Annotated in this window: 21 protein-coding genes and 2 pseudogenes; 16 read left to right on the top strand and 7 right to left on the bottom strand. The window is 72.2% G+C overall.

Annotation, left to right across the window (positions count from 1 at the left end; translation table 11 throughout):
- Window positions 1-75 precede the first annotated feature (75 nt).
- Window positions 76-1,003 (bottom strand): annotated as a pseudogene (locus tag ACIQHQ_RS09405) (helix-turn-helix transcriptional regulator).
- Window positions 1,004-1,130: 127 nt separating this feature from the next.
- Here ACIQHQ_RS09405 and ACIQHQ_RS09400 point away from each other — a divergent pair.
- From ACIQHQ_RS09400 to ACIQHQ_RS09370, 7 genes are all read left to right on the top strand, one after another.
- Entirely contained in the window at window positions 1,131-2,810 is a 1,680-nt protein-coding gene (locus tag ACIQHQ_RS09400) for an AMP-binding protein (protein ID WP_402611163.1), read from the top strand.
- Window positions 2,807-4,390, top strand: a complete 1,584-nt coding sequence (locus tag ACIQHQ_RS09395; RefSeq protein WP_402611162.1) for an AMP-binding protein — start codon at window positions 2,807-2,809, stop codon at window positions 4,388-4,390. The genes ACIQHQ_RS09400 and ACIQHQ_RS09395 overlap by 4 nt, the downstream gene beginning before the upstream one ends.
- Before the next feature lie 66 nt (window positions 4,391-4,456).
- Window positions 4,457-5,482 carry a LacI family DNA-binding transcriptional regulator gene (locus tag ACIQHQ_RS09390; protein ID WP_402611161.1) on the top strand — a complete coding sequence of 342 codons (1,026 nt, stop codon included), beginning with the start codon at window positions 4,457-4,459 and terminating at the stop codon, window positions 5,480-5,482.
- 272 nt (window positions 5,483-5,754) lie between these two features.
- A complete protein-coding gene (locus ACIQHQ_RS09385; protein ID WP_402611159.1) occupies window positions 5,755-6,885 on the top strand; it encodes a cellulose binding domain-containing protein in 1,131 nt (376 codons plus the stop codon).
- Window positions 6,886-7,368: 483 nt separating this feature from the next.
- On the top strand, window positions 7,369-9,603 hold the full coding sequence (locus tag ACIQHQ_RS09380) for a glycoside hydrolase family 3 N-terminal domain-containing protein (protein ID WP_402611157.1): 2,235 nt from the start codon (window positions 7,369-7,371) through the stop codon (window positions 9,601-9,603).
- A gap of 91 nt (window positions 9,604-9,694) precedes the next feature.
- On the top strand, window positions 9,695-11,911 hold the full coding sequence (locus ACIQHQ_RS09375; protein ID WP_402611156.1) for a glycoside hydrolase family 6 protein: 2,217 nt from the start codon (window positions 9,695-9,697) through the stop codon (window positions 11,909-11,911).
- Between the two features lie 54 nt (window positions 11,912-11,965).
- A complete protein-coding gene (locus tag ACIQHQ_RS09370; RefSeq protein WP_402611155.1) occupies window positions 11,966-13,048 on the top strand; it encodes a lytic polysaccharide monooxygenase in 1,083 nt (360 codons plus the stop codon).
- Window positions 13,049-13,110: 62 nt separating this feature from the next.
- Here the strand turns inward: ACIQHQ_RS09370 and ACIQHQ_RS09365 are convergent.
- Window positions 13,111-13,787, bottom strand: a pseudogene (locus ACIQHQ_RS09365) (hypothetical protein).
- A gap of 192 nt (window positions 13,788-13,979) precedes the next feature.
- On the opposite strand from ACIQHQ_RS09365, the gene gcl reads away from it, so the two are divergent.
- Window positions 13,980-15,764 (top strand): glyoxylate carboligase, encoded by a 1,785-nt coding sequence (gene gcl, locus ACIQHQ_RS09360; RefSeq protein WP_402611153.1) that lies wholly within the window; start codon window positions 13,980-13,982, stop codon window positions 15,762-15,764.
- A 378-nt stretch (window positions 15,765-16,142) separates the two neighbouring features.
- Window positions 16,143-16,358, top strand: coding sequence for a hypothetical protein (locus tag ACIQHQ_RS09355; protein WP_402611152.1), 216 nt, complete (start codon window positions 16,143-16,145; stop codon window positions 16,356-16,358).
- 137 nt (window positions 16,359-16,495) lie between these two features.
- Here ACIQHQ_RS09355 and ACIQHQ_RS09350 read toward each other — a convergent pair whose 3' ends face one another.
- The 3 genes from ACIQHQ_RS09350 to ACIQHQ_RS09340 all read right to left on the bottom strand — a co-directional run bounded on the left by ACIQHQ_RS09350 (window position 16,496) and on the right by ACIQHQ_RS09340 (window position 18,790).
- A complete protein-coding gene (locus ACIQHQ_RS09350; RefSeq protein ID WP_402611151.1) occupies window positions 16,496-16,732 on the bottom strand; it encodes a hypothetical protein in 237 nt (78 codons plus the stop codon).
- Window positions 16,733-17,047: 315 nt separating this feature from the next.
- Window positions 17,048-17,941 (bottom strand): 2-hydroxy-3-oxopropionate reductase, encoded by an 894-nt coding sequence (locus ACIQHQ_RS09345; RefSeq protein WP_402611149.1) that lies wholly within the window; start codon window positions 17,939-17,941, stop codon window positions 17,048-17,050.
- Between the two features lie 27 nt (window positions 17,942-17,968).
- Window positions 17,969-18,790 (bottom strand): TIM barrel protein, encoded by an 822-nt coding sequence (locus tag ACIQHQ_RS09340; RefSeq protein WP_402611627.1) that lies wholly within the window; start codon window positions 18,788-18,790, stop codon window positions 17,969-17,971.
- 160 nt (window positions 18,791-18,950) lie between these two features.
- On the opposite strand from ACIQHQ_RS09340, the gene ACIQHQ_RS09335 reads away from it, so the two are divergent.
- From ACIQHQ_RS09335 to ACIQHQ_RS09305, 7 genes are all read left to right on the top strand, one after another.
- Window positions 18,951-19,202, top strand: coding sequence for a hypothetical protein (locus tag ACIQHQ_RS09335; protein ID WP_402611148.1), 252 nt, complete (start codon window positions 18,951-18,953; stop codon window positions 19,200-19,202).
- A gap of 50 nt (window positions 19,203-19,252) precedes the next feature.
- Window positions 19,253-19,564: a helix-turn-helix domain-containing protein gene (locus ACIQHQ_RS09330; protein ID WP_402611626.1), complete on the top strand. Its 312-nt coding sequence runs from the start codon at window positions 19,253-19,255 to the stop codon at window positions 19,562-19,564.
- A gap of 133 nt (window positions 19,565-19,697) precedes the next feature.
- A complete protein-coding gene (gene uraD / locus ACIQHQ_RS09325; protein ID WP_402611147.1) occupies window positions 19,698-20,207 on the top strand; it encodes a 2-oxo-4-hydroxy-4-carboxy-5-ureidoimidazoline decarboxylase in 510 nt (169 codons plus the stop codon).
- Window positions 20,208-20,214: 7 nt separating this feature from the next.
- Window positions 20,215-20,604, top strand: a complete 390-nt coding sequence (gene uraH, locus ACIQHQ_RS09320) for a hydroxyisourate hydrolase (protein WP_402611146.1) — start codon at window positions 20,215-20,217, stop codon at window positions 20,602-20,604.
- Window positions 20,605-20,610: 6 nt separating this feature from the next.
- Entirely contained in the window at window positions 20,611-21,543 is a 933-nt protein-coding gene (gene pucL / locus ACIQHQ_RS09315) for a factor-independent urate hydroxylase (RefSeq protein ID WP_402611145.1), read from the top strand.
- A 110-nt stretch (window positions 21,544-21,653) separates the two neighbouring features.
- Entirely contained in the window at window positions 21,654-23,033 is a 1,380-nt protein-coding gene (locus tag ACIQHQ_RS09310; protein WP_402611144.1) for an 8-oxoguanine deaminase, read from the top strand.
- A gap of 254 nt (window positions 23,034-23,287) precedes the next feature.
- Window positions 23,288-24,676: a nucleobase:cation symporter-2 family protein gene (locus tag ACIQHQ_RS09305; protein WP_402611625.1), complete on the top strand. Its 1,389-nt coding sequence runs from the start codon at window positions 23,288-23,290 to the stop codon at window positions 24,674-24,676.
- 133 nt (window positions 24,677-24,809) lie between these two features.
- On the opposite strand, the gene ACIQHQ_RS09300 is transcribed toward ACIQHQ_RS09305, so the two are convergent.
- Window positions 24,810-25,232 carry an acyl-CoA thioesterase gene (locus tag ACIQHQ_RS09300; protein WP_402611142.1) on the bottom strand — a complete coding sequence of 141 codons (423 nt, stop codon included), beginning with the start codon at window positions 25,230-25,232 and terminating at the stop codon, window positions 24,810-24,812.
- A 58-nt stretch (window positions 25,233-25,290) separates the two neighbouring features.
- Window positions 25,291-25,920, bottom strand: a complete 630-nt coding sequence (locus tag ACIQHQ_RS09295) for a hypothetical protein (protein WP_402611140.1) — start codon at window positions 25,918-25,920, stop codon at window positions 25,291-25,293.
- Window positions 25,921-25,930: the final 10 nt, after the last annotated feature.

Genomic DNA, 25,930 nt, shown 5'->3' with positions numbered 1-25,930 from the left:
GAACACGAGGCACGGCGGCCCGCGGGGAACCCGCGGGCAGAGCGATCGCGCAGGATCACGGAGAACACCACAAACCTATGGCAACCACCCCGCCCGTCGCACGGCGACCACGGCCTCGCCACGGGTGCGACCCCGTGGCTTCCGCATGGCCGACCGCAGATGTCCCGTGACGGACTCGGGCGTCACGCCCAGCCATTTCGCGGTCACCGCGTTCGTGGCGCCCGTCGCGACGCACGCCGGCACGTCCACCTCGCGCGGCGCGAGCCGGATTCGCACCGAGGGGCCCGTGTGGGCCGTCAGCAACGCACACGCCCCGAACAGCGCCGCGCGCAGCCGCGGGTCCGCGATCCGCGGGGCCAGCGCCCGCAGCGCCGCGTGCGCCTCCCGCACCTGCTCCCACCCCGCGCCCGCCCCGGCCCCCGGTGATGACCGAGAGGATCGGGCAGACGCGGCGGGCGAGGTCCGGGCCGCCGGTCGCCAAGTCGTCGTCCGCCACGCGGCCCCGGCCCCGGCGGCGAGCCTGCGGGCCTCGTCCCGGACGACCAGCGCCCGCTCCACGTCCCGCGCCGCCTCGACGGCGTGTCCAGTCCGCCCGCCGTGGGGGTCCCCCCACGCTTTCGGCAGTGGGGGAGCCAGGGCCGTGCGCAGCGGCCCCGTACAGCACCCCGCGCACCCGGTGGCGCACCACCACCGGCATGGCCGGCACCGACCGCAGCCCCTTTACGGCCACCGGGGCGTCGTACCCGTGGCCGATCTGCCGCGACGCCGAGTGGTCCGTCACCGCACACGGTCGGGACAGCGCCACCGCCTTGCCGCCACGACCGGTGCCGGACGTCACCACCCGCGACCGCAGGGCGCGCGTCGACGTGCCGCTCAGCTCGCCGATGGGCATCTGCTGCCCGGCCTCCGCCAGGCCGCCGAAGGCGACCGGAAGGCCGGTGCCGCGCCGCAGGCCCAGCAGGGCGTTCCGGATCTCGACCGCGTCGGACGCGTCTGCTGTCACCTGATCGCCCCTTCACTACGGCTCCGGCGCGGGCGCACCCCCGTTCGGGGGTAGTGAGACCTGCATCACGGATTACACGACGGCTCGGAGCCGCCCGGCAATGGTCCGGTACCCAGGAGGACAACAGATGACATCGGCGACGCAGATGTTCCGCGAGGCGCGGGACTTCCTGCTGGCACACCGCGAGGACTACACGACGGCCTACCGGGGCTTCCGGTGGCCGCGCCCCCCGCACTTCAACTGGGCGCTCGACTGGTTCGACGAGATCGCCGACGGCAACGCCCGCACCGCCCTGCACCTCGTCGAGGAGGACGGCCGCGAGACCCGGCTGTCCTTCGAGGAGGTGTCGGTGCGGTCGGCCCGGTTCGCCACCTGGCTGCGCGCCCGGGGCGTGCGCGCCGAGGACCGCATCCTCGTCATGCTCGGCAACCAGACCGAACTGTGGATCACCGCCCTCGCCGCGATGAAGCTGCGCGCGGTGGTCATCCCGGCCACCCCGCTGCTCGGCTCCGCCGACCTGCGCGACCGCGTCGAGCGCGGCCGGGTCCGGCACGTCATCGCGCGCACCGAGGACACCGGCAAGTTCGCCGAGGTCCCCGGCGACTACACGCGCATCGCCGCGGGCGCCGCCGGCGCGGTGCCGGACGGCTGGCTGGCGCTGGACGAGGCCCAGGGCGCCTCCGCCGACTTCGTGCCCGACGGCCCGACCCTGGCCGACGACCCGCTGATGCTCTACTTCACCTCGGGCACCACCGCCCGGCCCAAGCTCGTCGAGCACACCCACACGTCGTACCCGATCGGCCATCTGTCGACCATGTACTGGATCGGCCTGCAACCCGGCGACGTGCACCTGAACATCTCCTCACCCGGCTGGGCCAAGCACGCCTGGTCCAATCTGTTCGCCCCGTGGAACGCCGAGGCGACGGTCTTCCTGCACAACTACACGCGTTTCGACGCCGGTCGTCTCATGACCGAGATGGATCGGGTAGGCGTCACCACCTTCTGCGCCCCGCCGACCGTGTGGCGCATGCTCATCCAGGCCGATCTGACACAGCTGCGCACCCCGCCCCGCGAGGTCGTCGCGGCCGGTGAGCCGCTCAACCCGGAGGTCATCGAGCAGGTCCGCCGCGCCTGGAACATCACCATCCGCGACGGCTTCGGCCAGACCGAGACCGCCGTCCAGGTCGCCAACAGCCCCGGCCAGCCGCTCAAGACGGGCTCGATGGGCCGGCCCAGCCCCGGCTACCGCGTCGAGCTCCTCGACCCCGTCTCCGGTGCGCCGGGCGCCGCGGAGGGCGAGATCGCGCTCGACCTGTCGGACCGCCCGGTCGGCCTGATGACCGGTTACCACGGCGACGCCGACCGCACGGCGGAGGCCATGGCGGGCGGCTACTACCGGACGGGAGACGTCGCCTCCAGGGACGACGAGGGGTATCTGACGTACATCGGGCGGAGCGACGACGTCTTCAAGGCCTCCGACTACAAGATCAGTCCGTTCGAGCTGGAGAGCGCGCTGCTGGAGCACGAGGCGGTGGCCGAGGCGGCGGTGGTGCCCGCCCCGGACGAGGTGCGGCTGTCGGTCCCCAAGGCGTACGTGGTCCTGGCGGACGGCTGGGAGCCCGGACCCGACACGGCGAAGATGCTCTTCGAGCACTCCCGCGAGACCCTCGCCCCCTACAAGCGCATCCGCCGCCTGGAGTTCGCCGACCTGCCCAAGACCGTCTCCGGCAAGATCCGCCGGATCGCCCTGCGCGAGGCCACGGCGGCCGGCTCGGACGCCGAGTACCGCGAGGAGGACTTCCGGTGAACTCCTACAGCCACGGCACCGGCGACACGGCGCTGCTCGGCGACACCATCGGGGCGAACCTGGACCGGGCCGTGGCCGCCTGGCCGGAGCGCGAGGCCCTGGTGGACGTGCCGTCCGGCCGACGCTGGACCTACGCGCGCTTCGGCGCGGACGTCGACCGCCTCGCCTCGGCGCTGCTGGCGTCCGGGGTCGTCAAGGGCGACCGGGTCGGCATCTGGGCGGTCAACTGCCCCGAGTGGGTGCTCGTCCAGTACGCCACCGCCCGCATCGGCGCGATCATGGTGAACATCAACCCGGCCTACCGCACCCACGAGGTCGAGTACGTCCTGAAGCAGGCCGGGGTGTCCCTGCTGTTCGCCTCGCTCCGCCACAAGACGAGCGACTACCGGGCGATGGTCGACCAGGTGCGGGGCCGCTGCCCCGGGCTGCGCGAGGTCGTGTACTTCGGCGACCCGGGCTGGGAGACGCTGCTCTCGCGGGCCACCCCCGACCCGGCCCACCCGGAGCTGTCCTGCGACGACCCCATCAACATCCAGTACACCTCGGGCACCACGGGTTTCCCCAAGGGCGCCACCCTCTCCCACCACAACATCCTCAACAACGGTTACTTCGTAGGGGAGTTGATCGCCTACTCCGAACAGGACCGGATCTGCGTCCCGGTGCCCTTCTACCACTGCTTCGGCATGGTCATGGGCAACCTCGCCGCCACCTCGCACGGTGCCTGCATCGTCATCCCGGCCCCCTCCTTCGACCCCGCGGCGACCCTGGACGCGGTCCAGCAGGAACGCTGCACCTCCCTCTACGGCGTCCCGACCATGTTCATCGCCGAGCTGAACCTCCCCGGCTTCGCCTCCTGGGACCTCTCCTCCCTGCGCACCGGCATCATGGCGGGCTCGCCCTGCCCCGTGGAGGTGATGAAGCGGGTGGTCGCCGAGATGCACATGGCCGAGGTCGCCATCTGCTACGGCATGACCGAGACGTCCCCGGTCTCCCTGCAGACCCGGCGCGACGACGACCTGGAGCACCGCACGGGCACGGTCGGCCGGGTCCTGCCGCACCTGGAGGTCAAGGTCGTCGATCCGGCGACCGGCGTCACCCAACGCCGGGGTACGGCGGGCGAGTTGTGCACGCGCGGCTACAGCGTGATGCTCGGCTACTGGGACGAGCCGGAGAAAACCGCCGAGGCGATCGACGCCGGGCGCTGGATGCACACCGGCGACCTCGCCGTGATGCGCGAGGACGGCTACGTCGAGATCGTCGGCCGCATCAAGGACATGATCATCCGCGGCGGGGAGAACATCTACCCCCGTGAGATCGAGGAGTTCCTCTACGCCCACCCCAAGGTCCAGGACGTCCAGGTCGTGGGCGTCCCGCACGAGCACTACGGCGAGGAGGTCCTGGCCTGCGTCATCGCCCGCGACCCGGACGACCCGCCGACCCTGGAGGAACTGAGGGACTTCTGCGCGGGACGGCTCGCGCACTACAAGGTCCCGAGCCGGCTGCAGGTGCTGGACTCCTTCCCGATGACGGTGTCCGGGAAGGTGCGGAAGGTGGAACTGCGCGAGCGTTACACCGGCTGAACGGCCGCGGGGGCGTTCGGTCCTGCGGGCGCGGGCCCGTAAGATCGGCGCCCTTGGGGGTGACACATGGTCAAGCGGCGGCCCGGTACGACGCCCACGCTGGAACAGGTGGCCGCGCTCGCCGGCGTCGGACGGGGCACGGTCTCGCGCGTCATCAACAACGAGGCGGGTGTCCGGGAGTCCACCCGCCGCGCCGTGCAGCGGGCCATCGCCGAACTCGGCTACGTGCCCAACCTGGCGGCGCGGTCGCTGGCCGGCCGGCGGGCCGACGCCGTGGCGCTGGTGATGACGGAACGGGACTGGCGGCTGTTCGGCGAGCCGTTCTTCTCGGAGACGGTCACGGCCGTCGGCGACGCGCTCGCCGAGACGTCCGTGCAACTGCTGCTCACCCTGGTCCGCACCGATGCCGAACGGCAGCGGTTCGTCGAGTACGCGCGCGGCGGCCGGGTCGACGGCGTGCTGCTGATGTCGGTGCGCGCCGAGGACCGGCTGCCGGACATGCTCGCCGACGCGGGCCTGCCCACGGTCCTGCTGGGCCGCCGTTCCGGTGACGAGCAGATCACCTACGTCGACGCGGACAACGTCGGCGGCGCCCGCGAGGCGGTGGCCCACCTGCTGAACGGCGGCCGGCGCGCGATCGCGGCGATCACCGGGCCGCTGGACATGTACGTGGCCCGCTGCCGGCTGCGCGGTTACCAGCAGGCCCTGGAGCAGGCGGGCCTGCCCGCGCCCGCCTCCTGGACCGTCGAGGGCGACTTCACCGAGGCGAGCGGACGCCGGGCGATGGCCGAACTCCTCAAGCGCCACCCGGAGGTGGACGCGGTCCTCGCCGCCTCCGACACCATGGCCTCGGGAGCCCTGGCCGTGCTGCGCGCGGCGGGGCGCCGGGTACCCGACGACGTGGCGGTCGTCGGGTTCGACGACTTCGAGCTCGCCCGGCACACCGACCCGCCGCTGACCACCGTCCGCCAGCCGCTGGAGCAGATCGGGCGGACCATGGTGCGGCTGCTGCTGGAGGAGATGGACCAGCCGGAAGTGGCGTGGCGGCACGTGATCCTGAGGACCCAGCTGGTGGTGCGCGAGTCGGCGTGAGGCCGCCGAGGCCGCCCGGGAGCGCTCCCAATGCCTATGACCTGCCCGGCCGTTGAGCGGGATCACCAGTCCGCCCCGCTGACCTGCCACTTCGAAATACATTCGACGGATTCCCGTCTAACGGGTTGTCAGGGACATGGGCGGGCTCCTACAGTCGCGACCGAAACCGGTGAGGTGGGAGCGCTCCCATCAGTGGGGAGGTGGGAGCGCTCCCGAACCCCGAGCCGCAGCACCTCCGTCGAATCCGGTTCTCACGGAGAGAGGCACCCCGCATGCGATCGTCACCGCACCGCCTCCGCACCGTCCGCGCCCTGTGGGGCGCGTTGCTCACCACGCTCGCCACCGTGGCGGCGCTCCTCGCCGCCACCGCTCCCGCCCGGGCGGACACGGTCGTCTGCGAGCCGTTCGGATCGACCGTGATCCAGGGCCGCTACGTCGTCCAGAACAACCGCTGGGGCTCCAGCGCCCGGCAGTGCGTCACCGCGACCGACACCGGCTTCCGGGTCACCCAGGCCGACGGCTCCGTGCCCACCAACGGCGCACCGAAGTCGTACCCCTCGGTCTTCAACGGCTGCCACTACACCAACTGTTCGCCGGGCACCAACCTGCCCGCGCAGATCAGCACCGTCTCCAGCGCGCCCAGCAGCATCTCGTACGGCTACGTCTCCGGCGCCGTGTACAACGCCTCGTACGACATCTGGCTGGACCCGACGCCCCGCACCGACGGCGTCAACCGCACCGAGATCATGATCTGGTTCAACCGGGTCGGCCCGATCCAGCCGATCGGCTCCCAGGTCGGCACGGCGTCCGTCGGGGGGCGCGGCTGGGAGGTGTGGACCGGCAGCAACGGGTCCAACGACGTGATCTCCTTCGTCGCCCCGTCGGCGATCTCCAGCTGGAGCTTCGACGTCATGGACTTCGTCGACCAGGCCGTGGCCCGGGGCATGGCGCAGAGCAACTGGTACCTGACCAGCATCCAGGCCGGCTTCGAGCCGTGGCAGAACGGCGCCGGGCTCGCCGTGAACTCCTTCTCCTCCACGGTCCACACCGGGGGCGGCGACCCGGGTGGCCCCGGCGGTCCGGCGGCAGCCTGCCAGGTGACGTACGGCGCCAACGTCTGGCAGGGCGGCTTCACCGCCGACGTGACCGTGAAGAACACCGGATCGGCCCCGGTCGACGGCTGGCAGCTCGGCTTCACCCTGCCGTCCGGGCAGCGGATCGCCAACGCCTGGAACGCGACCCTGTCCGGCACCTCCGGCGCCGTCAGGGCGAGCCCGGCCGGGCACAACACGCGGATCGCGGCCGGGGGCACCCAGAGCTTCGGCTTCCAGGGCACGTACAGCGGCGGCTTCACCGAGCCGACGGCCTTCACCCTGAACGGCACCGCCTGCTCCGTCGCCTGACCCGCGGCGCACCGACCCGCTCCGGGCTCCGTCCTGCGCCGAGAGGGCGGACCCCGGAGCGTTCCACCTGCCGTCGTCGACGGCACCGCCGGGTGCGGCGCCCCGGGCCGTACCGCGCGCGTTCCGGGCCGGGGCCGGGGGACGGACCGGAGCCGGGGGCCGGTCCCGAGATCGTGGCCGCCGGAGCCGGCCGAGTCCGGCACCTCGGTCCCGGGCCTGGCCACCGGCCATCGGAGACCAGTGCCACCGGCCGCCGCACACAACCAGCGTCACCGGCCACCGCACAGACCGGCACCACCGGCACGACCGGCACCACACAGGACAGCCCACCCCCGCCCTTGCGACATGCACCCCCACACCCCCGAAGCCCCACACCCCCGAACCCCCACACCCCCGAACCCCGCAACCCGCCCCTCTCTCTCCCTCCCTCCCCACGACCCGTTTCACCCCGCCCCTCCGGCCCGCATCCGGAAAGGCTCCGCCATGACGCCGCCGCTCCCCGAAGCCCCCACCCGCCCGTCCGTCCGCCGCTCCACCCGCCGTCCGGCGCTCGTCGCCGCCCTGTGCGCCGTGGCGCTCGCCGTGACCGGGCTCACCGCCGCCGCGCCGCCCGAGCGGGACACCGCGCGGCCCGCCGCCGTGCTGCCGTACCAGGACCCGGCCCTGCCCGTGCCGCAGCGGGTCGAGGACCTGCTGCGCCGGATGACCCTCGACGACAAGCTCGGCCAGATGACCCAGATCGAGAAGGACGCCCTGGTCCCGCGCTCCGACCTCGCGACCTACCGCATCGGCTCGGTGCTCTCCGGCGGGGACTCCGCGGTCGCCCCCAACAATGCGCAGACCTGGGCCGACACCTACGACTCCCTTCAGCGCACCGCCCTGGGCACCCCGCTCGGCATCCCCATGATCTACGGCATCGACGCGGTGCACGGTCACAACGCGGTGCGCGGAGCCACGCTCTTCCCGCACAACGTCGGCCTCGGCGCCACCCGCGATCCCGCCCTGGTGCAGCGCGTCGGCCGCGCTGTCGCCGAGGAGGTCGCCGGCACCGGCATCGACTGGTCGTTCGCCCCCTGCCTGTGCGTGGCCCGCAACGACCGCTGGGGCCGTACCTACGAGTCGTTCGGCGAGAAGCCGGAACTGCCCACCGCCATGACCTCGTTCATCACCGGTCTGCAGGGCGGCACCCTGGGCGGCGACCCGGCCTCCGTGCTCGCCACGGCCAAGCACTACATCGGCGACGGCGGCACCACCGGCGGTGTCGACCAGGGCAACACCCAGCTCTCCGAGGCGGAGTTGCGCGCGATCCACCTGCCTCCCTTCAAGGAGGCCGTCCGGCGCGGCGTGGGCTCGGTGATGCTCTCCTACAGCAGCTGGAACGGCGTACGGTCGCACGGCCACAAGTACCTCGTCACCGACGTCCTCAAGGGTGAGCTGGGCTTCACCGGCTTCGTCGTCTCCGACTGGGCGGCCGTCGACCAGCTCGACGGGCAGACCGGCTTCACCGGTGCCGAGATCGCCACCGCCGTCGGCGCGGGCGTCGACATGGTGATGGTCCCGCACGACTACAAGAAGTTCCTCAGCCTGCTGCGCGGCGAGGTGAGCGCGGGGCGGATCCCCTTGGCCCGGGTCGACGACGCCAACCGGCGCATCCTCACGAAGAAGTTACAACTCGGCCTGTTCGAACGGCCCCTGACCGACCGTTCGTACACGCCGACGGTCGGCTCGGCGGCCCACCGCGCGCTCGCCCGGCAGGCGGTGCGCGCCTCGCAGGTGCTGCTGAAGAACGACGGCGGCGTGCTGCCGCTGCCGAAGACCGGCCGGCTGTTCGTCGCCGGGAAGTCCGCCGACGACATCGGTAACCAGAGCGGCGGCTGGACCGTCGGCTGGCAGGGCCGCAGCGGCCCCGTCACCGAGGGCACCACCGTCCTCCAGGGCATCCGCGCGGCCGTCGCCGACCCGTCCCGGGTCACCTACGACCGCTACGGCAACGGCATCGACGGCGGCTACACGGCAGCCGTGGCCGTCGTCGGCGAGACCCCGTACGCCGAGATGCACGGCGACCGGCCCGACGGCATGGGACTCGACCAGGAGGACCTGCAGACCCTGGCCCGGCTGAAGGCGAGCGGAGTGCCCGTCGTGGTGGTGCTGGTCTCAGGCCGTCCGCTCGACATCGCCGACCGACTGCCCGACTGGAAGGCCCTGCTGGCGGCCTGGCTGCCCGGCACCGAGGGCGGCGGCGTCGCCGACGTGCTCTTCGGCGACCACGCGCCGACCGGCAAGCTGCCCCTGACGTGGATGCGCAGCGCCTCCCAGCAGCCCGTCAACGACGGCGACGGCAAGAGCCCGCTCTTCCCCTACGGCCACGGGCTGACCTGCGGCGACGACCCGGACCCGGAGCCCGATCCCGACCCGGCCCCCGCGAAGGCCTGCACCGCCACCCACAAGCCGGTCAACTCCTGGCCGGGCGGCCACCAGGCGGAGGTGACCGTCAGGAACACCGGCACCGGCCCGCTCACCGGCTGGACGGTGGACTGGGACCTCGGCGGCGCCGACGTCACCAGCCTGTGGAACGGCGTCCACACCGTCGCGAACGGCCGGATCACCGTCCGCAACACTTCCGGCAACGGCACCCTCGCGGCGGGCGCCGCCACCACGTTCGGCTACACCGCGAACGGCGCCGCGGGCACCCCCGCCCCGCGCTGCACCCCCACCTGACCCGACCCGACCGACCCCCTGTTCTCCCACCGGCTTCACCCCGCGGACTTCCCCACATCCCTCACCCGCAGCCCCGCACCGAGGAGAGCACATGACAGACCGGACCAGACGCGACGCCGGCGCCCGCCCGCGCCGACCGCACCGCAGGCGTGCGGCGGCGCTGGCCACCGCGGTGGCCACGCTGCTGCTGGGAGCGGCGGCCCAGCTGACCGCGTCCGAGGCGTCCGCCGCGGAGGCCCACGTCGACAACCCGTTCGCCGGCGCCTCGTTCTACGTCAACCCGGACTACGCCCGCCTGGTCGACGGCTCCATCGCCCGGACCGCCGACGCCTCGCTCAAGGCCAGGATGGAGAAGGTCAAGACGTATCCGACGGCCGTCTGGCTGGACCGCATCGCGGCCATCCACGGCGGCGAGGCCAACGCGGACCGCAAGAGCCTCGCCGACCACCTCGACCTGGCGCTCGCGCAGAAGCAGCCCGGCCGGCCGCTCGTCGCCACCTTCGTCGTCTACGACCTGCCCGGCCGCGACTGCTCCGCCCTCGCCTCCAACGGCGAACTCCCGCTCACCGCGGCCGGGCTGGCCCGCTACAAGAGCGAGTACATCGACGAGATCGCCAAGGTCTTCGCCGATCCCAAGTACCAGGACATCCGCATCACCACCGTGATCGAGCCGGACGGCCTGCCGAACCTGGTCACCAACCTCTCCGACCCCGAGTGCGCCCAGGCCAAGAGCAGCGGCATCCAGGTCGACGCCATCCGCTACGCCCTGAACAAGCTGCACGCCGTCCCGAACGTGTACACCTACCTGGACTTCGCGCACTCCGGGTGGCTCGGCTGGGACAACAACCTCACCCAGACCACCCAGCTGTACACGGACGTCGTCAAGGGCACCAGGGCCGGCCTCGGCAGCGTCGACGGCCTGATCACCAACGTCGCCAACTACACGCCGCTCAGCGAGCCGTTCCTCCCCGACCCGAGCAAGACGGTCGGCGGCAACATGATCAAGTCGGGCAAGTACTACGAGTGGAACCCGAACTTCGACGAGTCCGACTTCACCAAGGCCGTCCACTCCGCGCTCGTCGCCCAGGGCTGGCCCGCCTCCACCGGCATGGTCGTCGACACCTCCCGCAACGGCTGGGGCGGCAGCGCCCGGCCGGCCGCCGAGAGCACGAGCACCGTCCTGGACACCTACATCAGCCAGTCCAAGGTGGACCGGCGCACCCACCGCGGCCTGTGGTGCAACGTCAACGGCGCGGGCCTCGGACAGCCGCCGCAGGCCACGCCCACCGGGCATCCGGACTCGCACCTGGACGCCTTCCTGTGGATCAAGCCGCCGGGGGAGTCGGACGGGGCGAGCAAGGACATCCCGAACGACGAGGGCAAGCGCCCGGACCCGATGTGCAACCCGGAGTACACGGCGCCCAACGCGGGCGGCAACCCGACCGGAGCCATGCCGGACGCGCCGCTCGCCGGGCACTGGTTCCACGAGCAGTTCTCGATGCTGGTGCGCAACGCCCACCCGGCGGTGCAGACCGGCGACCCCGGGCCCTCGGACACCACCGCCCCGACCGCCCCGGCCGGCCTGAGGGCCACCGCCAAGACCGCGACCAGCGTGACCCTGGCCTGGACGGCAGCCACCGACGACGTGGGCGTCACCGGCTACGACGTGTACCGCGACGGCACCAGGGTGAGCGCCGAACCGGTCACCGGGACCACGTTCACCGACACCGGGCTGAGCGCCTCGACGGCATACGGGTACACCGTCCGCGCCCGTGACGCCGCCGGGAACGTCTCCGCTGCCTCCGCCGCGCTGAACGTCACCACGGAGGCGGGCGGCGGCGGACCCGACCCGGCCGGCGGCCTGAAGGTCACCTACCGGAACAACGACACCTCGGCCACCGACAACGCCATCCGCCCCGGCCTGCGGATCGCCAACACCGGCAGCACCGCCGTGGACCTGACCGGGGTCACCGCCCGCTACTACTTCACCCGGGACGGCGGCTCGGCCACCGTGAACGCGTTCTGCGACCACGCGGCCGTCGGCTGCGGCAACGTCACCTGGCGGGTGGTGCCACTGGCCACGCCGGTCGCGGGCGCCGACGCCTACCTGGAGGTCGGCTTCAGGAACGGCACCCTGGCCGCCGGCCAGGACACCGGCGACCTCCAGCTGCGCATGGCGAAGTCCGACTGGTCCGCGTTCGACGAGACCGGGGACCACAGCCGCACCACCGCCACCTCCTACGCCGAGGCGCCGAAGATCCCCGCCTATCTCAAGGGCGTCCTGGCCTGGGGCACCCCGCCGGCCTGACCGGCCCGAAACCTCCGAGAAGTTCCACCACCCCACCCCCATGAAGGAGGAACCATGGCACGAAGCACCAAACGCCCGCTGTCGTTACTGGCGGTCCTGGTCACCCTGCTCAGCGGGCTCGGACTGGCCCTGATCGGCCAGAACAGCGCGCAGGCGCACGGCGTGACGATGACGCCGGGTTCGCGGACCTACCTCTGCTACCTGGACGCCAAGACGGGCACGGGCGCGCTCGACCCGACCAACCCGGCGTGCAAGGCCGCGCTCGCCGAGAGCGGCTCGACGGCGCTGTACAACTGGTTCGCCGTGCTCGACTCCAACGCGGGCGGACGCGGCGCGGGCTACGTCCCGGACGGCAAGCTGTGCAGCGCCGGCGACCGCTCCCCGTACAACTTCACCGGCTACAACGCCGCCCGCGCCGACTGGCCCCGCACGCACCTCACCTCCGGGGCGACGATCCGCATCAAGCACAGCAACTGGGCGGCGCATCCCGGCGACTTCCGGGTGTACGTCTCCAAGCCCGGCTACTCGCCCACCAAGCCGCTGGGCTGGGGCGACCTGGAGCTGATCCAGACCGTCACCAACCCGCCGCAGTCCGGCTCGGTGGGCAGCGAGTCCGGCCACTACTACTGGGACCTGAAGCTGCCCTCGGGCCGCTCGGGTGACGCGATGATGTTCATCCAGTGGGTGCGCTCGGACAGCCAGGAGAACTTCTTCTCCTGCTCCGACATCGTCTTCGACGGCGGCAACGGCGAGGTGACCGGCATCCGCGGCTCGGGCGGCACCCCGACCCCGACGCCCACGCCGACCCCGACGCCCACCGACCCGCACACCGGGTGCATGGCCCTCTACAAGGTGACGAACTCCTGGGGCGGCGGCTTCCAGGGGTCCGTCGAGGTGATGAACCACAACAGCGCCGCGCGTGACGGCTGGGCGGTGCGCTGGCAACCCGGTGACGGGACCAGGATCAGCCAGGTCTGGAACGGCAGGCTGAGCACGGGCACCGACGGCACGGTCACGGTCAGGCACGTGGACCACAACCGCACCATTCCGCCGGACGGCACCGTGACGTTCGGCTTCACCGCCACCTCGACCGGGAACAACCTGCCGGTCGGCTCGATCACCTGCGTCAACCCGTAACACCGCGCACACCGGCGCCGGCTCCCGCACCCCGGGGGCCGGCGCCGCTTCCTGTCCACGTGTCAGGCGGCGAACGCCTCGGCCGGCTCGTTCACCGGCTGCGGGGTGCCCGTCAGATCGAGCACGAACAGCGGCACGCCCAGCGCGTCGGCGCGGGCGCGGACCTGGTCGCCGTACCCGGCGAGGGAGAAGTAGACACAGGTCGCGGACTCCGTCATCGCGGTCAGCCACAGGCACTCCACGTCCCGCGCGTCCGCCGGGCGCACGGTCGGATCCACCTGGGCCGGCACACCCGGGGCGGCGAGCCCTATGCCGGAGGGCGGACGCCGGTCGGCGCGCCGCACGTCCCGGTGGCCGAGCCGGCACGGATAGAGGCGGCGGCGGTGACGGCGTCCCGGGCGGTGCGGATGGTCACCGGCTGGAAGGCGGGGCGCACCGGCGGCGGGGCGCCGGACGGGGACTCGCGCGGGGCGCTGCGCGCGTCCGTCACCGGCAACCGCAGCACCGTGCCGCAGGAGCACCCCGGCTCCGGGTGGGGCCACGCGGAGGGACGGTCACAGGCGGCGCAGTGCACGGTCACCCACTCCTCGTCCCAGGACCGGTGGGTGACGGCGGCCCGCCGCGCACGCCGGTCGAGCGGTGGCGCGACGGGCGCTCCGCAGGCGCACGGATAGGACGGGACGGCGAACCGCTGGGCGCCCCCACAGGCCGGACGGCGGACCGACACGCTCTCGGACATGGCCCCATCGTCCACCCGCGGGCCCCCGCTTGTCCGTCGGTCCGTCCATCGCCCCGGACGTCTCTTGACGGCTTCTCCGCACCCCCCTACATTGCTTCCAGATAGTAGAAGATAGTTTCCGCAATACGGAAAGGTGCTCACGGCGGGGCGCGACGGGAGCGCATGTCCGACAGCCGAACCAGGAGTAGTCCCATGGCTCGTATGACCGCTGCCCGCGCGGCAGTCGAGATCCTCAGGCGCGAGGGCGTCACCGACGCCTTCGGTGTCCCGGGCGCGGCGATCAACCCCTTCTACGCGGCGCTCAAGGCCTCCGGCGGCATCGCCCACACCCTCGCCCGGCACGTCGAGGGCGCCTCCCACATGGCCGAGGGCTACACCCGGACCCACCCGGGCAACATCGGCGTCTGCATCGGCACCTCGGGACCGGCCGGCACCGACATGATCACGGGCCTGTACTCCGCGATCGGCGACTCCATTCCGATCCTGTGCATCACGGGCCAGGCCCCGACCGCCGTGATCCACAAAGAGGACTTCCAGGCCGTCGACATCGCCTCCATCGCCAGGCCGGTCACCAAGATGGCCGTGACCGTGCTGGAGGCCGCGCAGGTCCCGGGCGTCTTCCAGCAGGCGTTCCACCTGATGCGCTCCGGCCGCCCCGGCCCGGTCCTCGTCGACCTGCCGATCGACGTGCAGCTGACGGAGATCGAGTTCGACCCGGAGACGTACGAGCCGCTGCCGGTCTACAAGCCCGCGGCCACCCGCGCCCAGGTCGAGAAGGCCCTCGGGATGCTGAACGCCGCCGAGCGGCCGCTGATCGTCGCCGGCGGGGGTGTCGTCAACGCCGACGCCTGCGCGCTGCTGGTCGAGTTCGCCGAGCTGACCGGAACGCCCGTCGTGCCCACCCTCATGGGCTGGGGCGTCCTGCCCGACGACCACGAGCTGAACGCCGGCATGGTCGGCCTGCAGACCTCGCACCGCTACGGCAACGCGACCTTCCTGGAGTCCGACTTCGTCCTCGGCATCGGCAACCGCTGGGCCAACCGCCACACCGGCAAGCTGGACGTCTACACGGCCGGGCGCACCTTCGTCCACGTCGACGTCGAGCCGACCCAGATCGGCAGGATCTTCGCCCCGGACTACGGCATCGCCTCCGACGCCCGGGCGGCCCTGGAGCTGTTCGTCGAGGTGGCCAGGGAACTGAAGGCGGCGGGCAGGCTGCCCGACCGCTCGGACTGGGCCGCGTCCGCGCAGGAGAGGAAGGCGACCCTGCAGCGCCGTACGCACTTCGACGACATCCCGATCAAGCCCCAGCGCGTCTACGAGGAGATGAACAAGGCCTTCGGCCCGGAGACGCGGTACGTGTCCACCATCGGCCTCTCGCAGATCGCCGGCGCCCAGATGCTCCACGTCTACCGGCCCCGGCACTGGATCAACTGCGGCCAGGCCGGCCCGCTCGGCTGGACCATCCCGGCCGCGCTCGGTGTCGCCAAGGCCGACCCGGAGGCGTCCGTCGTCGCGCTCTCCGGCGACTACGACTTCCAGTTCATGATCGAGGAACTGGCCGTCGGCGCGCAGCACCGCATCCCGTACGTCCACGTCCTCGTGAACAACTCCTACCTGGGGCTGATCCGCCAGGCGCAGCGCGCCTTCGACATCGATTTCCAGGTCAAGCTGGAGTTCGAGAACATCAACGCGCCCGAGCTCGGCGTCTACGGCGTCGACCACGTCAAGGTGGCCGAGGGCCTCGGCTGCAAGGCGATCCGGGTGACCGACCCGGCCGAGCTGGGCGCCGCCTTCGAACAGGCCAAGAAGCTCGCCGCGCAGTACCGGGTCCCGGTCGTCGTCGAGGCGATCCTGGAGCGCGTCACCAACATCTCCATGTCCACGACCAACGACATCGGCAACGTCGTGGAGTTCGAGGAGATCGCCACCGAGCCGGGCCACGCCCCGACCTCGATCAAGACGCTGAAGGTCTGACCCCGGCGGGGGCAGGGGCGGTCCGTCCGGCAGGGCGGGCCGCCCCTCACGCATGCCCGGAACGCGAGCCGCCCACCTCGACGCGGCGGATGAGGCCCGCGCGCAGCGCGAACCGGGACACCAGCAGGCGCAGGGCCGGCTCGCCGTGCGGGGCGACGGCCGGCAGCCGGTCGTGGTGGGTCGGCCCGCGCCTGCACGCCGGCAGCGGGTGGGCGCGCCGCAGGTCCGGACGTGGCGCCGGGCGGCGCGCGCCGGGCCGAGCAGGGGGCGGCGCAGCAGGCCCGCCTCCGCGAGCGGAACCCGCATCAGCGCGACGGCCAGCCGGGCGCCGGGATCCTTCACCAGGGACTTGAGGCCGGCGGGCCGGTGCAGGGAGGCGTGGACGGCCTCCGCCAGGGGCGACGGCGGCCGGACACCGTCCACGGCGTCCCCGATGCCCCCGCGCATCGTCCCCGGCGGGTCGGCCTCGGCCAGGCCCCGCAGATGTCGACCACGGCGCCGGTGACGGCGGCCCGCGGGCCGTCCCCCCAGCAGCGCGATCTCGTGCGGCTCCAGCCGGACCGCCGTGCCGTCGCTCATGGCCTCACCCCGTGAGGGGCCCGCAGCCCTCGGGCCGGCGGGCCCCGGGTGCCGGGGATGTGCCCGGCCCCGGGGGCCGTTGAAGCCCCCGGGGCCGGGTTCAGAGGTTCATTCGAGGGTGTCGTTCGCGGTACGGCCGGTGCCGTACCCGCTCAGGTGCCGGGGTGCTCGGAGAGTCCCGGCCAGTCGTCCGGGCCGCCGCCCTGCCACTCGACGAGGTCGTTCTCCTCGACGTCGGTCACGTAGAGGTCGGCCAGCCGCAGGATCTCCGCCACGTCGTCGACGTGCGTGGCGATCCCCAGCGGCTCGTCGCCCAGCGTGACCCGCCGCGAGCCGTCCAGGGCGGGGGCGTGGACCACGACGTGCGGATGCTCGGTCGGATGTGCCATGCCTTCAGGCTGCTGCCCCGAGGGCGGTCGCGCACCCCGGGGCGGTCTGGCCGTCCGACGGCGCGAGGCTGGGCGCGACAGGACGTTCGCGCCGCCGGACGGGGCATGGGGGAGGAGGGGGTACCGGGACCGTGGCGGGTGCGACGGAGCCCGGAGCGGGCTTCCCTCAGGTCGAGAAGCCGCACCCGGCCCCTTCACCGGTTGAAGCGGTGGGCATGGCTGGTTCCGGGCGGCGCCGCCTCTCTGGGCGCGACTGTCAAGGGCGGCGCCGCCCGGGATCGTGGGACCCCCGGGTGCGTGGGGGCCGGCGGGAGGTCAGATCCGGGCGCCGGAGAGCCGCTCCACGGCCCGCAGCAGCGCCGAGTGGTCCAGGCCGCCGTCGCCCTGCGCGCGCAGGGACGCGACCAGCTGGGCGACCACCGCGCCGACGGGCAGGGCCGCGCCGACGTCGCGGGCGGCGTCCGTGACGATGCCCAGGTCCTTGTGGTGCAGGTCGATCCGGAAGCCCGGAGTGAAGCCCCGGTCGAGGAAGTTGTCCTTCTTGCGGGTCAGCACGGTCGAGCCGGCGAGGCCGCCGCCCAGGACGTCGAGGGCGGCCTTCAGGTCCACGCCGGACTTCTCCAGAAAGACCACGGCCTCGGCGCACGCCTGGATGTTCACGGCGACGATCAGCTGGTTGGCGGCCTTCACGGTCTGGCCGGAGCCGTGCGGACCGCACAGCACGATGGTCTTGCCGAGTGCCTCGAGGATCGGCTTCGCGGCGTCGAAGTCCGCCTGCTCGCCGCCGACCATGATGGACAGCACGGCCTCGATCGCACCGGCCTCACCGCCGGACACCGGGGCGTCCAGCACGCGGATGCCCTTGTCCTTCGCCGCCTTCGCCAGGTCGACCGAGGTCTGCGGCGTGATCGAGGACATGTCGATCAGCAGCGCCCCGGACCTCGCGTTCTCCAGGATGCCGTCGGGGCCGTAGGCGATGGCCTCGACCTGCGGGGAGGCGGGCACCATCGTGATGACGACATCGGCGTCCCGCACGGCCTCGGCGACCGAGGCGGCGGCGGTGCCCCCGGCGGCGGACAGGCGGTCCAGCTTGTCCTGCTCCAGTGTGTAGCCGGTGACCTGGTAACCCGCCTTGATCAGGTTCTCGGACATGGGGGAGCCCATGATGCCGAGGCCGATCCAGGCGATCGTGGGAAGGGTGTTGCTCATGATGGTGGGTGCCTTTCGGTACGGGGGTCAGCGGGGCAGCCAGTCGAAGGCCTCGGCGCTCGGGCGGTCGCCCGGCTTGTACTCGAGGCCGACCCAGCCGTCGTAGCCCGCCTTCCTCAGCTGGTCGAGGAGGTCCTCGAGGGGCAGCGAGCCGGTGCCCGGCGCGCCCCGGCCCGGGTTGTCGGCGATCTGCACGTGGCCGGTCCCCGACGCGTACCGATCGATGACCGACGGGAGGTCCTCGCCGTTCATGGACAGGTGGTAGAGGTCCATCAGGAACCGGGCGTTGCCCAGTCTCGTCGCCTCGTTGACCCGGTCCACGACGGCCACGGCGGCCGGGGCGGACACCAGCGGGTACAGCGGGGACTCCGGCTCGTTCAGCGCCTCGATCAGCAGGACGGCGCCGATCCGGTCGGCGGCCCGGGCCGCGAGGACCAGGTTCTCCAGGGCGAGCGCGTCCTGCTCCGCCGGGTCCACGCCCTCGACGCGGTTGCCGTACAGGGCGTTGAGCGCGGTGCAGCCCACGGAGGCGGCGAAGTCCGCGGCCACGTCGATGTTGGCGCGGAACCGGTCCGACTCGCCCCCGGGGACCGACAGGGCGCCGCGGTCCGGGCCCGGGAGCCGGCCGGCGTAGAAGTTCAGGCCGGTGAGCCGGACGCCGGCGTCCTCGATCGCGCCCTTGAGAGCGTCGAGCTCGGACCGCTCGGGGACGGGGGCGTCGGCCCAGGGCCACCACAGCTCGACCGCGGTGAAGCCCGCCGCGGCGGCGGCCGCGGGACGCTCCAGGAGGGGGAGCTCCGTGAAGAGGATCGACAGGTTGACGTTGAAGCGCTGGTCTGCGAATCCCATCGGGGCGGCGCTCCCTTCCGTGTCTTCCATGGTGCGGGCTCCATGGTGCTTATTCCGTATTGTGGAATCTTGATTCTGCTTATCGGAAGACTGCCGGGGAGGTGCGAGGGCTGTCAAGAGGGGCTGCCGCAAAGCCCGCGCCGCGCGTTAGGTTGAGCGCGTGCGACTGAGAGTGGAGTTCACGACCGAGCCGTTCGACCTGGACGAGGCGCCCGCGCATGCGGTGGTGGCCCGTGAGGTCGTGGAGGCCGCCGAGCTGGACGCCGTGGACGTGGGCCCGTTCGGCAACACCGCGGAGGGTGGTTCCGACGTGGTGCTCACCGCCGTGGACGCCCTGCTCCGCAAGGCACTGGAGGCCGGCGCCACCCGGATCTCGCTCCAGGTCAACGTGGTCGGGGAGGGCGAGGCGTGAGCGGCGGGGACGAGCCGTTCATCGCGGCCGTCAAGCCCCTGGTCGACGCCATGGGCGGCGAGATGATCCCGCCCGACGAAGCCGGCCCCGACGACGTCGTCCTCGCCTGGGAGGGCCGGGACACCGTCGCCGTACGGCTGCCGCAGCTCGCCGACTCCCTCGATCACATCCTGGCCGCCATGGAGCGCCGCAAGGGGGTGCCGCTGGCCGACCTGGACCGCAGGGCCAAGCAGGAGGTCGTGCGGATACTCGAGGCGCGCGGCGCCTTCTCCGTGCGGCACGGGGTGGAGACCGTGGCGAGCGCCCTCGGTGTCAGCCGCTTCACCGTCTACAACTATCTCAACCGCGAGAAGGGGGCCTGACCGGACCCGCGCAGCACCGTCCGGTTTCGCGCCACCGAATTTTCAACAAACTGTTGACGCGCTGTCGCGGGAAGGCGTTAGCTATCGGCACGCCCGTTCAGCACGAAGGCCGCAACCGGCCACGGAGGCTCCAGTGACGTCCACTTCCACGCCGCCGGGCCTGGCCCGCTTCAACACGCTCGAGGAGCACGCGGCGTTCGCCGCACTCCACGAGGCGTGCGCCTGCACAGTGTGGGCGAAGCGCCTGCTGACCGCCCGCCCCTACGCCACCGGCGAGGACCTGTACGCCGCCAGCGACGCCGCCATGGCGGAGCTGACGGCCGCCGACCTCGACGAGGCGATGGCCGGCCACCCGCCCATCGGCCGGCCCACGCCCGGGGACCCCACCTCGGCGCGGGAGCAGCGCGGCATGGCCGGCGCCTCCGACGCGCTCAAGACGGAGATGCTGGAGCTGAACCTCGCCTACCAGGAGAAGTTCGGCCATGTCTTCCTGATCTGCGCCACCGGCCGCACCGGCGAGCAGATGCGCGACGCCGTCAGGGAAAGGATCGGCAACACGCCGGAGCGGGAGCGGGAGATCGTCCGCAGCGAACTCGGGAAGATCAACCGCATCCGTCTGGCCCGACTCGTCGAAGAGGACTGACAGCAGCATGAGCACCTCCGCCACCGCATCCGTGTCCACGCACATCCTGGACACCAGCGTCGGCCGCCCCGCCGCGGGCGTCGCCGTCCACGTCCGCGCCCGCGCCGGCCGGACCGCGGACTGGCAGGCGCTCGGCGGCTCCGCGACCGACGCGGACGGGCGGTGCAAGGACCTGCCGGCGCTGCCGGAGGGCACCACCCACGTACGGCTCGACTTCGCGGTCGAACCGTACTTCGAGAAGAAGCAAGCCGATGCGCAGCAGGACGCCCCCGCGAATCGGGACAGCGGCGCGTTCTTCCCCGAGGTGGCGATCACCTTCGCCGTGGAACCCGGTGAGCACTACCACGTACCGCTGCTGCTCAACCCGTTCGGCTACTCCGTATACCGAGGGAGCTAGCTAGAGATGCCCACGATTCTTGGACAGAACCAGTACGGCAAGGCCGAGAACCGAGTCGTCAAGATCACGCGGGACGGCGCCACCCACCACATCAAGGACCTGAACGTCTCCGTCGCACTGAGCGGCGACATGGACGAGGTGCACTACTCCGGCTCGAACGCCCACGTCCTGCCGACCGACACCACCAAGAACACGGTGTACGCGTTCGCCAAGGAGCACGGCATCGAGTCCGCCGAACAGTTCGGCATCCACCTCGCCCGGCACTTCGTCACCAGCCAGGAGCCGATCCACCGGGCCCGGATCCGCATCGAGGAGTACGCCTGGGAGCGGATCGAGGCCTCCGACGCCAACTCACCGGTCACCGGCGCCGAGGAGGCCAAGCACTCCTTCGTCCGCAAGGGCCAGGAGACGCGACTGACCCAGATCACCTACGACGGTGAGCGGTGGGAGGTCGTCTCGGGCCTGAAGGACCTCGTCGTGATGAATTCGACCAACTCCGAGTTCTGGGGCTACGTCAAGGACAAGTACACGACCCTGAAGGAGGCCTACGACCGCATCCTGGCCACCGAGGTCTCCGGCCGCTGGCGGTTCAACTGGACCGACGACGAGCAGTGCGTGCCCCCCTGGGACGAGTCCTACGAGCAGGTGAAGAAGCACATCCTCCAGGCCTTCGCCGAGACCTATTCGCTGTCGCTGCAGCAGACGCTCTACCAGATGGGTTCGCGGATCATCAACCACCGCAGTGAGATCGACGAGGTCCGCTTCTCCCTCCCGAACAAGCACCACTTCCTGGTCGACCTGGAGCCGTTCGGGCTGAAGAACGACACCGCCGACGGAGCCGTGTACTACGCAGCCGACCGCCCCTACGGCCTGATCGAGGCGACGATCCTCAGGGACGGCTGCGAGGCGCGGATCCCCGTGGACCTCACCACCCTGTGACGTTCCCCTCTTTCGGCACCCGTGGCCGGGGGAACCCTCCTCCCGGCCACGGCACTCAAAACTTCCAGGGTCCTGCCGTGCCCCCTCCACATCAGCGCAAAGGACGAACCATGGCAGCAGACCGGCGCATCGTCATCGAGAACTGCGCGATCGCGACCGTCGACGGACATGACACCGAGTACGCCGCCGGGCACGTCGTCCTCGCCGGCAACCGCATCGAGTCGCTCGGCGCGGGCAGGGCCCCCGAGGGCCTGGAGAACGTCGTACGCCGTATCGACGCCTCCGGTCACCTCGTGACGCCCGGCCTGATCAACACCCACCACCACTTCTACCAGTGGATCACTCGCGGTCTGGCCACCGATCACAACCTCTTCGACTGGCTCGTCGCGCTCTACCCCACCTGGGCGCGCATCGACGAACCGATGGTCCGCGCGGCGGCCCAGGGCTCCCTCGCGATGATGGCCCGCGGCGGCGTCACCACCGCCATGGACCACCACTACGTCTTCCCGCGCGGTGCCGGCGACCTCTCCGGCGCGATCATCGGCGCCGCCCGCGACATGGGCGTCCGCTTCACCCTCGCCCGCGGCTCCATGGACCGCAGCGAGAAGGACGGCGGCCTGCCCCCGGACTTCGCCGTCGAGACCCTGGACGGGGCGCTGGCCGCCACCGAGGAGACCGTGCGCCGGCACCACGACTCCTCCTTCGACGCCATGACCCAGGTCGCCGTCGCGCCCTGCTCGCCCTTCTCCGTCTCCACCGAACTGCTGCGCGAGGGCGCCCGGCTGGCCCGCCGCCTCGGCGTACGGCTCCACACCCACGGCTCGGAGACCGTGGAGGAGGAGAAGTTCTGCCACGAACTCTTCGGCATGGGCCCGACCGACTACTTCGAGTCCACCGGCTGGCTCGGCGAGGACGTGTGGATGGCGCACTGCGTCCACATGAACGACTCCGACATCGCCGCCTTCGCCCGCTCCAGGACCGGCGTCGCGCACTGCCCGTCCTCCAACGCCCGCCTCGCCGCCGGGATCGCCCGCGTCCACGACATGCTCGCGGCCGGGGTCCCCGTCGGCCTCGGCGTCGACGGCACCGCCTCCAACGAGTCCGGCGAACTCCACACCGAGCTGCGCAACGCCCTCCTCATCAACCGCCTCGGCGCCCACCGGGAAGCCGCCCTGAACGCCCGCCAGGCCCTGCGCCTGGGCACATACGGCGGCGCCCAGGTCCTGGGCAGGGCAGCGGAGACCGGCTCGCTGGAGCCCGGCAAGCTCGCCGACCTGGTGCTGTGGAAGCTGGACACGCTCGCCCACGCCTCCATCGCCGACCCGGTGACCGCCCTGGTCTTCGGCGCCGCCGCCCCCGTCACCGCCTCCTTCGTGGACGGCCGGCAGATCGTCGAGGACGGACGGCTGCTCACGGCCGACGAGGACGCCATCGCCCGCGCCACGCGGGACGAGGCCCAGCGCCTGGCGCGGATCGCCGCCGAGGCCTGACCACCCGGATACTCCGGCCGGGAGGGACGGCTCCCGGCCGGTGGCCGTGGCCCCGAGCGGGGACCACGGCGGTCGTCTCCGGGGCGCGCGTGAACGCGTGCGCCCCGGAACGGCCACCCCCGCCACCCGGTCCCTCCCCCGAGCTCTCGGCTCCGCTCGAGCAGGGAGGTACCCCCATGACCACCCGCACCACCTCCTTGACACCCGCGGCGGCGATCCGACGCAGCCGTGTAACCGACCGGAGGGACGCCGCCGTGGCCGACCACCCCGTGGACGAAAAACTCCCCGCGCTCAAGATGGCGACGACCGGCCTGCAGCACGTGGCCGCCATGTACGCGGGCGTCGTCGCCCCGCCCCTGATCGTCGGCGCGGCCATCGGCCTCACCGCCACCGACCTGACCTTCCTCACCGGCGCCTGCCTGTTCACCGCCGGACTCGCCACCTTCCTGCAAACCCTCGGCATCTGGAAGATCGGCGCCCGGCTGCCGTTCGTCAACGGCGTCACCTTCGCCGGTGTCGCCCCGATGACCGCGATCGTCGCCTCCACCGAGGACACGTCCGACGCCCTGCCGATCATCTTCGGCGCGGTCGTCGTCGCCGGACTCCTCGGCTTCCTCGCCGCCCCCGTCTTCTGCAAGGCGGTCCGCTTCTTCCCGCCCGTGGTCACCGGCACGGTCATCACCCTGATCGGCATATCCCTGCTCCCGGTCGCCTTCGGCTGGGCACAGGGCCCGAACCCGGCCGCACACGACTACGGTTCGGCGACCAACCTGGGGCTGGCCGCCGTCACTCTGCTGATCGTGCTGCTGCTGCGCCGCTTCACCACGGGCTTCGTCAAGCAGATCGCCGTGCTGCTGGGCCTGGTGATCGGCACGCTCATCGCGATCCCGTTCGGCGCCACGGACTTCGGCCCCGTCACGGACGCCGCCGTCATCGGCTTCCCGACCCCCTTCCACTTCGGCGCCCCGCAGTTCCAGCTCGCCGCGATCCTCTCGATGTGCGTGGTGATGGTGGTGTCGATGACCGAGTCGACCGCCGACATGCTGGCGCTGGGCGAGATCGTCGACCGCCCCGCCGACGAGCGGACCATCGCGGCCGGCCTGCGCGCCGACACCCTCGGCTCGGCGATCAGCCCCCTCTTCAACGGCTTCATGTGCAGCGCCTTCGCACAGAACATCGGCCTGGTCGCCATGACGAAGATCCGCAGCCGGTACGTCGTCGCCGCGGGTGGCGGCTTCCTGGTGCTGATGGGCCTGTGCCCGATGGCGGCCTCGCTGATCGCCGTCGTACCCCGCCCGGTGCTCGGCGGGGCGGGCGTGGTCCTGTTCGGCTCGGTCGCCGCCAGCGGCATCCAGACCCTGGTCCGGGCCGCCCTGGACAAGGACGACAACGTCCTGATCGTGGCCGTCTCCCTGGCCGTCGGCATCATCCCCATCACGGCCCCGGACTTCTACCACTCCTTCCCGCAGACGGCCCGGATCGTCCTGGACTCGGGCATCTCGACGGGCTGTGTGGCGGCCGTGCTGCTCAACCTGGTCTTCAACCACCTGGGCGGGGGCGGCCGGGACGCCCGCGACGTGACCCACCCGATGGAGGCGGGCGAGGAACTCACCGACGTACCCAGGGCTCCGGCCGCGCCCTGAGCCCACCCGCCTCCGCTCGGGCTTCCGCCCCGGTCGGCCGATCGCTGACCGGGGGTCAGGAGACGAGGGGGAGACCCACCGATGAACGAACTCGCCGCCTCACGGCGGACATGACGATCCGGCGGGACGCCGCCTAGAGCCCGAACATGCCCGGATCATCCGCCAGCTTCCTGAAGATCCCGGCGGGGTCGGCGACCAGCTTGCGCTTCTCGAGGTCCAGGAGCCCGCCGACCGCCGTGATCTCGGCGGCCACCGTGCCGTCGGCCTTCAGCACGGTCTGCTCGATCCGGAACGTCTTGCCGTCGCCCCACTCGAAGGCGCAGGTCACTTCGGCCTCGTCGCCCGCGAGCAGCTCGCGTTTGTACCGGATGGTCGTCTCCAGGGCGACCGGGCCCACGCCGCTGCCGATGAGGGCGGACTGGCTGATCCCCGCGGCGTGGAGCAGCGACCAGCGGGCGTGCTCCGCGTAGTTCAGGTAGACCGCCTGGTTCAGGTGCCCCTGCACGTCCGTCTCGTATCCACGGACGGTCACAGGTACGGAAAACGGCTCGCTCACGGTTTCCCCTTCGGGTTCTCGTGCACTGCACAACGATCCACCGATCTTGGCATGCCCATCACGCCCGGCGCGGGGAAGCCAGCAGATACCGGCCTCCGGTGCGCGGGTCACGGTGCTCGCTCACCTGCCAGCCTGCGCCCTCCAGGGTGGCCGCGCAGGCCCGCAGCGCCTCGCCGTCCGGTTCGTGCACGGCGACGGCCTCCGGCTGCGGGGTCTCCCGCACGCGGTACCCCCCGCCCTGCTGCCCCGCAGGGTGGTGGCCGGCAGCCTCCAGGGCCAGCGCGGCGGCCTGCACCAGATGCGCCCGCTCCCAGCCGCACGGCCGGTCCACGGCCTGGTCCGGGTTGGTCATGCGGCGCAGCTCCAGCAGCCCCTGCCAGGCGCTGTGCACCTCGCGGCGCCGGACGGGCCCGGCCTCGGTCGCGCCCTCCTCACCGCCCACGCGCGCGGCGAACACGCCCGTCGACGCGGGGGCCCGTCCGGTCGGTTCGGGGGCCGGGGTGATGCCCTGGCGGACCCGGTGCCCCTCCGGGGTCAGGAAGTGGTCGTGCGGCGGCCGGGGGTGGCGGAAGGCGAGGCCCCGCTTCACCAGGGCCGTGAGCTGCGACTCCGTGCCCACCAGTCGCCCGGTGACGGGGTCGGCGGCGTCGATGACACGCCGCTGCGCGGCCGTCGGCGGTCGGGTCACGGCATGCTCC

The organism is Streptomyces sp. NPDC092370, assembly GCF_044755265.1.
Lineage (GTDB): Bacteria > Actinomycetota > Actinomycetes > Streptomycetales > Streptomycetaceae > Streptomyces.
Note: the sequence above shows the minus strand (reverse complement) of the source record. Positions and strands in the feature narration are given on the sequence as shown.